Raw genomic sequence first — 9725 nt, forward strand, 5'->3', positions numbered from 1 at the left:
TCCTGTCGCTGTTGCAGGTCAGCCGGGTTCACGCCTATCTGACCTACCCGTTCGTTCTGTCATGGTCGCTACTGGAAAGCATGAGCGCGGGGGCGATGGTTCTGGCTTCTGATACCGCGCCGCTGCGCGAGGTGATTGAAGACGGGGTAAACGGCCGGCTGATAGATTTCTTTGACATCGAGGGCTGGTCTGCGGCGCTGATCGACGCGCTTGCCAACCCGGCCGCCTTTGACCCGTTGCGCCATGCCGCGCGACAGACCGTGATTTCGCGCTATGATCTGGCCTCGCTCTGCTTGCCGCAACTGATTGAATTTGTAGAAAACGTGGGCCTGAAGCCGACATGAAAAACCCCCGGCGGGACTAGATCCACCGGGGGTTTGGGCCACGCGTTGCGGGGTTTTGGGGTCAGATTGCCGACGAATGGCCGGTTTTTGACAGATCGTAGGCGTCAAAGGCGCGGGCGATCATCCGGGTCAGGGGGCGGCCCTTTTCGGGCACTGACAGCCCTTCGGGGGTGATGGTCACTGTATCTTCGAATTGGTGTGCCGCGTCGTTGAACATCTGCATCAAGCGATCGGGGGTAACATCAAAGTCGCGCAGCATTTCGGCGGAATCAATCCGAAAATCGCACATCAACGCCTCAATCAGGCGCGAGCGCAGCTTGTCCTCGGTGCTGAACGTGTGGCCGCGCGCCGTGGAAAAACGCCCGTCGCGAATTGCGCTGATATAGGCGGGTGTAGCCGCTGCGTTTTGCGCAAACCCCTGCGGAAACCGCGAGATTGACGAAGCCCCCATACCCACCAGCACCGGTGCCAGGTCATCAGTATAACCCTGAAAATTGCGGCGAAGCTGCCCCAGTTTTTGTGCGCTTGAAAGCCCGTCAGTCGGGCGGGCGAAATGGTCGATGCCGATTTCGTCATAGCCATCCTGGACGAATAGTTTGCGCGCTGTTTCAAACAGGCCCAGCCGCTCTTGCGGCGAGGGAAGGTGTTCAGTCGGAATCAGCGTTTGCCGGCGTGCCATCCACGGCACATGCGCATAGCCGTAAAGCGCCACCCGGTCGGGCGACAGCGACAACAGCTTTTGCACACTTTCCGCGATTTTCTGATTGGTCTGATGCGGCAACCCGTAAAGGATATCGGCATTAAGCGAGGCAACGCCCCGGTCACGGATCATTTCCACCGCGTGTTTGGTCAACTCATAGCTTTGGTCGCGGCCAATGACCTTTTGGATTTCGGGGTCGAAGTCCTGCACCCCGATCGAGGCCCGGTTCATGCCTGATTCGGCCAGCGCATCCATCCGCGCCTCGTCGATCTCGCTCGGGTCGATCTCGACCGAGAATTCCGCCCCCGGACCCATCGGAACGGCATCGAACACCGCACCGGCAACACGGCGCATTATATCGGGGGGCAGCAAAGTAGGCGTGCCGCCGCCCCAATGCAGCCGCGATAGGGTGACCCCCGGCGCAAGCCGGTCTTTCAGCATCTGCAATTCAGCCAAAAGCACTTCGGCATAGGCGATTACCGGGTCGTCAGACTGGGTGCCCTGTGTGCGACAGGCGCAAAACCAACAAAGCCGCCGACAGAATGGCACATGCATGTATAACGAAATCGAAGATCCTGCCGGAATCGCCCGGATCCAGTCTTCAAATTGTGTTGGACCAACCGCAGGGGAAAAGTGCGGAGCCGTCGGATAGCTGGTATACCGAGGCACCCGTGCGTCGAATAGTCCGAGCCGGGTAAGTTGCGATTCCTGTTTCATGTGGCTATCCTTATACAGCGACGAAGACTTCATACTTGACCCAAATCAAAAGAACCATGATGCCTTTGGCAAATTCCCAGCAAAATCCTCAAGAATGCGGTGATTGCCCCATTCGGCATCGTGCGGTTTGCGCACGCTGCGAAACGGATGAGATGGAATCGTTGGAGTTCATGAAATATTACCGCAGCTTTGAGGCTGGGCAGACGGTAATATGGTCAGGCGACAAGATGGATTTTGTGGCCTCGGTTGTGTCTGGCATCGCCACATTGACGCAGACGCTTGAGGATGGGCGCACGCAGATGGTGGGGCTTTTGCTGCCATCGGATTTTGTCGGGCGGCCGGGGCGCAGCACGGCGGCTTATAACGTGACCGCCACAACTGATATTGTGATGTGCTGTTTTAGAAAGAAGCCGTTTGAGGAAATGATGCTGCGCACGCCGCATATCGCGCAGCGCCTGTTGGAAATGACGCTGGACGAACTGGATGCCGCGCGCGAATGGATGCTGCTGTTGGGCCGCAAGACGGCGCGCGAAAAGATTGCGAGCCTGTTGTCGATCGTGGCGCGGCGGGATGCGTCGGTCAATCTGCGGTTGCCGCAGGGGCGGATGTCCTTTGATTTGCCACTGACGCGCGACGCGATGGCGGATTATCTGGGGCTGACGCTTGAGACCGTCAGCCGTCAGATGTCAGCGCTGAAACGCGACGGCATCATCGAGCTTGAAGGCAAGCGGCGTGTGAATGTGCCGGACATGGACCGTTTGATGGGTGAAGCGGGCGACGACAGCGATGGCGTTTTTTTGGTTTGAACGCCGTTTCCGGCGCCGGAAACTTGCATTTTGGCGGGTGTTGGTTGCGATAGGGCGCAGCGGTGGCAGGTGTGCCTGCCCCACCCCTTTGCAGGGGGGCAGGGCAGGGCGCGGATCAATGCGCCATCAGCACCGGAACTTCGGCGTTTTCAAGCATGTGACGTGTGGCACCGCCCAGGATCGCCTCGCGAAAGCGCGAATGGCCGTAGGCGCCCATCACCACCATATCGGCGTTGGTATCACGCACATGGCGGTTTATCACATCGCAAACCCGCGGCATCGTCTTGGCCAGAACAGAGACCTCGGCGTTGATCCCGTGACGTGCCAAAAGCTGCGATAGCTGCCCGCCGGGGTCTGAGCGTTCGGGCCCGTGTGCGGGCGGGTCGATGACGGTAATGTCGACGTGTTCTGCGGCTTTCAGCATCGGCATTGCTTTGCGAATCGCGCTTAACGCTTCGGAGGATTGATTCCAGCCCACCACGATACGCCGACCAGGCGCTTGCGCTACCCCCGTGTCCGGCACGATCAAGACCGGAACCTGCCCTTCGAACATCGCCGCTTCAACCGCAGCCTCGATTTCCTGGCCGCGATCCTTGCCATAGGGCCGGCCCATCACCACCAGATCGGCAAAGCGCGCGCGCAACCCGACGATGGTTGCAATCGCGCCAAGCTGCACCACAATGGTTTCCGCAGACCAGCGAATGTCTTCGTTGGCAAGCCGGTTGTTGGCAAACTCTGCCGCTGCCCGGGCCTCGGCATCGGCGCGGTCGATGGTTTCTTGCTGAATGAAGGCGGTGGCGCCTGCATAATAATAGCCGGTTTGGGTGCGGTCCACGCCCAGGCAAAGCACATCAAGATGGGCATCTTCGCGGCGCGCATACATCACTGCGCTATCCAGTTGGGCTGCCGCTACCTTTGGATCGGTCACGATCGTCAGAATGGATTTATAGCTCATGGCCGATTCTCCGTTTGGATGAATATTCTTCGAAGTGACTTTATATTGGAGCCGACAGTAAAGGTATTTTTGCACATCAACCTTGATCCGGATCAAGGTTTCATAGCGACGAAATGCCCACTGCGGCGAATGATCCCATGCTACAATCTAGATTTGATACAGATCAAAGCGTATAGCATAGCCAAGGGTCAAAAGGGCATAAGTCAAAAAGCCTGCCGGCTTCGAGTCGGTGGCCAAGACAAGACGAAGGGACGCAGAATGTGGGATTATCTAAAGCTGATCGCGCTGGGTGCGGTTGCGGTATTGGCCGCGATCGCGGCCAATTATGCGCGTGATGTTGCCTATCTGGTAAACGCTTGGACCATCATGCTTGCAGCAACGATGGCGTTTATCTGGGTATTGCGCACGATGGGGGACAGGGTTCCTGCCTCGCAAAATGAATATAATGACGGTGTCGTGCGTGCGGGTGTCATTGCAACGTCGCTTTGGGGTGTTGTCGGCTTTTTGGTGGGCACGATCATCGCGTTTCAGCTGGCCTATCCCTCGTTGAATTTTTCCGAGGCATTCCACGGTTACATGAACTTTGGCAAAATGCGCCCGCTGCACACATCAGCGGTCATTTTTGCCTTTGGCGGCAATGCCTTGATTGCAACCTCGTTCTACGTCGTGCAACGCACCTCGGCGGCGCGGCTGTTTGGCGGCAATCTGGCGTGGTTCGTGTTCTGGGGCTATCAGTTGATGATCGTGCTGGCGGCTTCGGGGTATATTCTGGGGGCGACCCATTCCAAAGAATATGCCGAGCCTGAATGGCTGACCGACTGGTGGCTGACCATCGTGTGGGTGGCCTATCTGGTGGTTTTCCTTGGCACCATCATGAAGCGCAAGGAACCCCACATTTATGTGGCGAACTGGTTTTATCTGTCGTTCATCGTGACCATTGCGATGCTGCATGTGGTGAACAACCTGGCGGTTCCGGTGTCGTTCTTTGGGTCGAAATCGGTTCAGGTCTTCTCGGGCGTGCAGGATGCGATGACGCAGTGGTGGTATGGCCATAACGCGGTGGGCTTTTTCCTGACGGCCGGTTTTCTGGGGATGATGTATTACTTTGTGCCCAAACAGGCGGAACGTCCGGTCTATAGCTACAAACTGTCGATCGTACACTTCTGGGCGCTGATCTTTCTTTATATCTGGGCCGGCCCGCACCACCTGCACTATACCGCGTTGCCCGACTGGGCCTCGACGCTGGGCATGGTCATGTCGATCGCGCTTTGGATGCCGTCATGGGGCGGCATGATCAACGGGTTGATGACGCTTTCGGGCGCCTGGGACAAACTGCGCACCGATCCGATCATCCGCATGATGGTGGTGTCCGTCGGCTTTTACGGCATGTCCACGTTTGAAGGGCCGATGATGTCGATCAAGGCGGTCAACAGCCTGTCGCATTATACCGACTGGACCATCGGGCACGTCCATTCGGGCGCTTTGGGCTGGAATGGCATGATCACCTTTGGCGCGCTCTACTTCCTTGTGCCGCGGCTTTGGTCGCGCGAACGGCTTTACAGCCTGACGCTGGTATCGTGGCACTTCTGGCTGGCCACCATCGGGATCGTTCTTTACGCGGCCTCGATGTGGGTATCGGGGATCATGGAGGGCCTGATGTGGCGCGAAGTGGATAGCCAGGGTTTCCTTGTCAATGCGTTTGCTGACACCGTGGCGGCCAAACATCCGATGTATGTGGTGCGCGGTCTGGGTGGGGTCATGTATCTCACAGGGGGCATCATCATGGTCTATAACCTCTGGGCAACGGTCGCCAAGCAGCCACGCGTCGCGAGCGCGTCTGTTGCCGCCGTCCCGGCAGAATAAGGGGGAACCACGATGGGACTTCTTGATAAACACGGAGTTATCGAAAAAAACGCAACGTTGTTGCTGATCTTTTCGTTCCTCGTCGTGACTGTTGGCGGCATTGTGGAAATCGCGCCACTGTTCTATCTCGAAAACACAATCGAGAAGGTGGAGGGTATGCGGCCCTATACACCGCTGGAACTGACCGGGCGTGATGTCTACGTCCGCGAAGGCTGTTACCTGTGCCATAGCCAGATGATCCGTCCGATGCGCGATGAGGTGGAACGCTATGGCCATTACAGCCTTGCCGCCGAGTCGATGTATGACCACCCGTTCCAGTGGGGGTCCAAGCGGACCGGGCCTGACCTTGCCCGTGTGGGGGGGCGCTACTCGGATGCGTGGCATATCGACCACCTGACCGACCCGCAGTCGGTGGTGCCGGAATCTGTGATGCCGAAATATGGCTTCTTGATGAACCGGATGATTGACGCCACCTATATCGAGGACCGCCTGAAAACAGATGCAATGGTCGGGGTTCCCTACACCTCAGAGATGATCGCCGCGGCCAAAGCCGACTTTGCCGCGCAGATCGACCCTGATGGCGATTACGACGAGCTGTTGGCCCGTTATCCCAAAGCAAACATCAGTAATTTCGATGGCAAGCCGGGTATTTCGGAAATGGATGCGCTGGTCGCGTATCTTCAGGTTCTCGGCACGATGGTTGATTTTTCGACCTTCGAACCCGTGGCAAGTCGTTAAGGAGCTGGGGGATGGATACCTATTCATTGTTGCGTGAATTCGCTGACAGCTGGGTGATGCTTGCGCTGTTCCTGGTTTTCATCGGGGTTGTGTTCTGGGCCTGGCGGCCCGGTAGCCGCAAAATGCACGACGATGTGGCAAACATCCCCTTCCGGCATGAAGACAAACCCGCCCGTTCTTGTGGTTGCAAAGGCACCCACAAGAACGACGGCGCCACGTTGTAAGGAGGCGTGGATATGAGCAAAAAACCTGTGAAAGCGACGAAAAAAGAGGTCGAGACCACGGGCCATTCGTGGGACGGGATCCAGGAGTTCAACAACCCCCTGCCGCGTTGGTGGTTGTGGAGCTTTTATGCCTGTGTTGCGTGGGGGGTGGTCTATTCCATCGCCTATCCGGCCTGGCCGCTGATCAATGGGGCCACGCCCGGTCTTTTGGGGGCGTCGACGCGTGCGGATGTTGCGGTTGAGATGCAGCGCTACTCGGATGCGAACGGCCCGATCGAGGCAAAGCTGGTGGCAACGGATCTTACCGCGATAAGCGCTGACCCCGAACTTGCCAGCTATTCGGCCAATGCCGGCAAAGCGGTGTTCAACACCTGGTGCGCGCAGTGCCATGGGTCGGGGGCGGCCGGGGCCAAGGGCTATCCCAACCTTCTGGATAACGACTGGCTGTGGGGCGGTGACATCGAAGCGATCCACACCACGATCACCCACGGTATCCGCAACACCGATGATGATGAGGCGCGCTATTCCCAGATGCCCGCCTTTGGCAAGGACGAGCTGTTGGAACCCGATCAGATTGCGCAAGTAGTGCAATATATCCGCCAGATTTCGGGGCAGGATGCCGACGCGGCTCTGGCCACCGAAGGCGCCATCGTGTTTGAGGAAAACTGTGCGTCGTGCCATTCGGAAGACGGCACCGGTGACCGCGCCCAAGGCGCGCCGAACCTGACGGATGCGATCTGGCTTTACGGTGGTGACGTGGCGACACTTACCGAAACCGTCACCAATGCCCGTTTTGGCGTCATGCCGAACTGGAGCCCGCGCCTCTCGGAGGCGGATATCCGTGCCGTGGCGACCTATGTCCACGGTCTGGGCGGCGGCGAATAAGATTATCCGGGGGGCCATGGTCCCCCGGTCGTACCACCGGTATCCGGTCTTGGGCGCGCAAACGCTGACCCGGCGCCTTTTGCAAAGATAAGACGGCGCCGCGGCGACGAGCTTTTCTTCGAAAAGGGCACCAAGGCGTGTATACTCATTTGGCAGGTTCGCCCGATGGCGGATCAAATCACAGCTGCGGCAGGCTACGCTATTGCCCGATCAGACAGGGTTGAAAACGACGCAAATCTGTTTCGTATCTGCCATATGTCTTTTTGACGCATGTCAAAGCCTTGCGAGACGGACCATATCGACTAAGAACAATTCCAAATTCAGTCAGCGGAGACCCGTGTGAGCTTACCCGATGATACCAGCAGCCCACTTTATGCCGCCCGCGAGCCGATTTTTCCGCGCCGGGTCAAGGGGCAGTTTCGCAATCTGAAATGGGTTTTGATGGCGGTGATGTTGGGGATCTACTACATTACCCCCTGGATCCGTTGGGATCGTGGGCCAAGCCTGCCGGATCAGGCGGTGCTTCTGGATCTGGCAAACCGCCGCTTCTTTTTCTTCATGATCGAGATCTGGCCACATGAGTTTTATTTTGTGGCGGGGCTATTGATCATGGCGGGGCTGGGGCTGTTCTTGTTCACCTCGGCGTTGGGGCGGGTGTGGTGTGGCTATGCCTGTCCGCAAACCGTCTGGACCGATCTTTTCATTCTGGTCGAGCGCTGGGTCGAAGGTGACCGGAATAAACGTATTCGCCTGTTTCGGCAGAAATGGGATTTGCGCAAGGCCCGGCTGCGCCTGACCAAATGGGTGCTGTGGCTGCTGATCGGCGTGGCAACGGGGGGGGCGTGGGTGTTTTATTTCACCGATGCGCCAACGCTGCTGCGGGATCTGTTTACCGGTAACGCCAGTGCGGTCGCCTATATCACCATTGCGGTTGCCACCTTGACGACGTTTGCCTTTGGCGGCTTTGCGCGCGAACAGATCTGCATCTATGCCTGCCCCTGGCCGCGGATTCAGGCCGCCATGATGGATGAGGATACGATTACCATCGGCTACCGCGAATGGCGGGGCGAACCGCGCGCCAAGTTGAATAAGGGCGGTGTGGCCGAAGGGCATGGCGATTGCATCGACTGTATGGCCTGCGTCAACGTCTGCCCGATGGGGATTGATATCCGCGACGGGCAGCAGATGGAATGCATCACCTGCGGCCTGTGCATCGACGCCTGCGACGAGGTCATGGACAGGATCGGCCGGCCGCGCGGCCTGATTGACTATCTGGCGCTGAAAGACGAGACGGCCGAGCGTGCCGGCACCCCCCCGGTCCGGGTCTGGAAGCACATCTTCCGGCCGCGTACGATTCTTTACTTTACGCTTTGGGGCAGTATCGGCGTGGCGTTGATCGTGGCGCTGTTCCTGCGCTCGCCAATTGATTTCAACGTGACGCCTGAACGCAATCCGACCTATGTGATGGAATCCGATGGCGCGATCCGCAACATCTATCAGATCCGCCTGCGCAACAAATCCGCGTCCGATGTGCCGTTCCGCATCACGGTCACGGCCGACGACCCCAGTGTCAGTGCTTCCCTGATCCTGAACCTGGAAGGGGTCGAGGGGAATATCGTCGATGTGCGCGCCGACCAGACGCTGACGCAACGCCTTTACGTTACCGCACCCGCCAAAAGCCAGACTGCACTGGCCGCCCGCACCGGGATCCGTATATGGATAGAAGACACGACCAGCGCTGACCGCGTCAGTGCCGATACGATCTTCAACGGAAAGGACAGTTGACCATGGCTGCCCCGCTGACCGGCAAAAAGGTTCTGATCATCGTGGTGAGCGCGTTTGCGGTCATCATCGGGGTCAATCTGGTGATGGCCTGGCAGGCGATTGCCACGTTCCCCGGTCTTGAGGTCGCCAATTCCTATGTCGCGTCGCAGGACTTTGATGCCGACCGCGCGGCGCAAGAGGCGTTAGGCTGGCAGATCACCCCCGAATATGGTGACGGCACCATCAGCCTGATCATCCGCGACCGCGCCGGGCTTCCGGCGCCGGTTGATACGCTTGCGGTGGTGATCGGGCGGCCTACCCATGTGCGCGACGATCAGCGCCCCGCGCTGGTTTATCAACGTGGCATCTATACCGCCCCGGTGACGCTGGCGCCGGGGAACTGGCTGATCCATATCGACGCCAAGGCCAAAGATGGAACCGCGTTTCGCCAAAGGCTCGATTTCTTTGTAAAGGGTTGAGACATGACCGTTTCGCCTGCGGCAACGCCAGTGCGGCCCGCCGCCTCTGCCTGCCCCGCCTGTATTGCCGCCCCCGCAGCCGAACGGCTTGCCGGGTCGGATGCGCTTAAGGACGCGCGGCTGATCCTGTCGCTGCCCACCGCGCATTGCGCCGTGTGTATCACGGATGTGGAGCGGGAATTGCAGCGCCATGAGGGGGTGCAGTCTGCCCGCGTGAACCTGACCCTGAAACGGGTCAGCGTCGAGGCGG

At 58.6% G+C, this 9725-nt stretch carries 11 protein-coding genes; 9 read left to right on the forward strand and 2 right to left on the reverse strand.

The features are described from left to right. Positions 1 to 344: glycosyltransferase (locus tag ACM62R_RS07440; RefSeq protein ID WP_415183425.1), on the forward strand; the 344-nt coding region annotated here is incomplete at its 5' end. Between the two features lie 61 nt (positions 345 to 405). Here the strand turns inward: ACM62R_RS07440 and hemN are convergent. Then, positions 406 to 1761, reverse strand: a complete 1356-nt coding sequence (hemN, locus tag ACM62R_RS07445) for an oxygen-independent coproporphyrinogen III oxidase (protein WP_415183426.1) — start codon at positions 1759 to 1761, stop codon at positions 406 to 408. Between the two features lie 59 nt (positions 1762 to 1820). Between hemN and fnrL the strand changes: the two genes are divergently transcribed. Continuing rightward, entirely contained in the window at positions 1821 to 2567 is a 747-nt protein-coding gene (fnrL, locus tag ACM62R_RS07450; RefSeq protein WP_415183435.1) for a transcriptional regulator FnrL, read from the forward strand. Between the two features lie 115 nt (positions 2568 to 2682). Here the strand turns inward: fnrL and ACM62R_RS07455 are convergent, their stop codons facing one another. Next, complete coding sequence (locus tag ACM62R_RS07455) at positions 2683 to 3522, reverse strand: universal stress protein (protein WP_415183427.1); 840 nt, start codon at positions 3520 to 3522, stop codon at positions 2683 to 2685. 258 nt (positions 3523 to 3780) lie between these two features. On the opposite strand from ACM62R_RS07455, the gene ccoN reads away from it, so the two are divergent. The 7 genes from ccoN to ACM62R_RS07490 form a co-directional block, all read left to right on the forward strand. Beyond that, a complete protein-coding gene (gene ccoN, locus ACM62R_RS07460) occupies positions 3781 to 5385 on the forward strand; it encodes a cytochrome-c oxidase, cbb3-type subunit I (protein WP_415183428.1) in 1605 nt (534 codons plus the stop codon). A 12-nt stretch (positions 5386 to 5397) separates the two neighbouring features. Continuing rightward, complete coding sequence (gene ccoO / locus ACM62R_RS07465) at positions 5398 to 6123, forward strand: cytochrome-c oxidase, cbb3-type subunit II (RefSeq protein WP_415183429.1); 726 nt, start codon at positions 5398 to 5400, stop codon at positions 6121 to 6123. Between the two features lie 11 nt (positions 6124 to 6134). After that, complete coding sequence (locus tag ACM62R_RS07470; protein ID WP_415183430.1) at positions 6135 to 6347, forward strand: cbb3-type cytochrome c oxidase subunit 3; 213 nt, start codon at positions 6135 to 6137, stop codon at positions 6345 to 6347. Between the two features lie 12 nt (positions 6348 to 6359). Continuing rightward, positions 6360 to 7232 (forward strand): cytochrome-c oxidase, cbb3-type subunit III, encoded by an 873-nt coding sequence (gene ccoP, locus ACM62R_RS07475; protein ID WP_415183431.1) that lies wholly within the window; start codon positions 6360 to 6362, stop codon positions 7230 to 7232. A gap of 339 nt (positions 7233 to 7571) precedes the next feature. Further along, complete coding sequence (gene ccoG, locus ACM62R_RS07480; protein WP_415183432.1) at positions 7572 to 9017, forward strand: cytochrome c oxidase accessory protein CcoG; 1446 nt, start codon at positions 7572 to 7574, stop codon at positions 9015 to 9017. A 2-nt stretch (positions 9018 to 9019) separates the two neighbouring features. Then, on the forward strand, positions 9020 to 9475 hold the full coding sequence (locus ACM62R_RS07485) for a FixH family protein (protein ID WP_415183433.1): 456 nt from the start codon (positions 9020 to 9022) through the stop codon (positions 9473 to 9475). A 3-nt stretch (positions 9476 to 9478) separates the two neighbouring features. Then, positions 9479 to 9725 (forward strand): cation transporter (locus ACM62R_RS07490; protein ID WP_415183434.1); only part of this gene is annotated, 247 nt, incomplete at its 3' end.

Source organism: Phaeovulum sp., from assembly GCF_047638075.1.
GTDB lineage: Bacteria > Pseudomonadota > Alphaproteobacteria > Rhodobacterales > Rhodobacteraceae > UBA6197.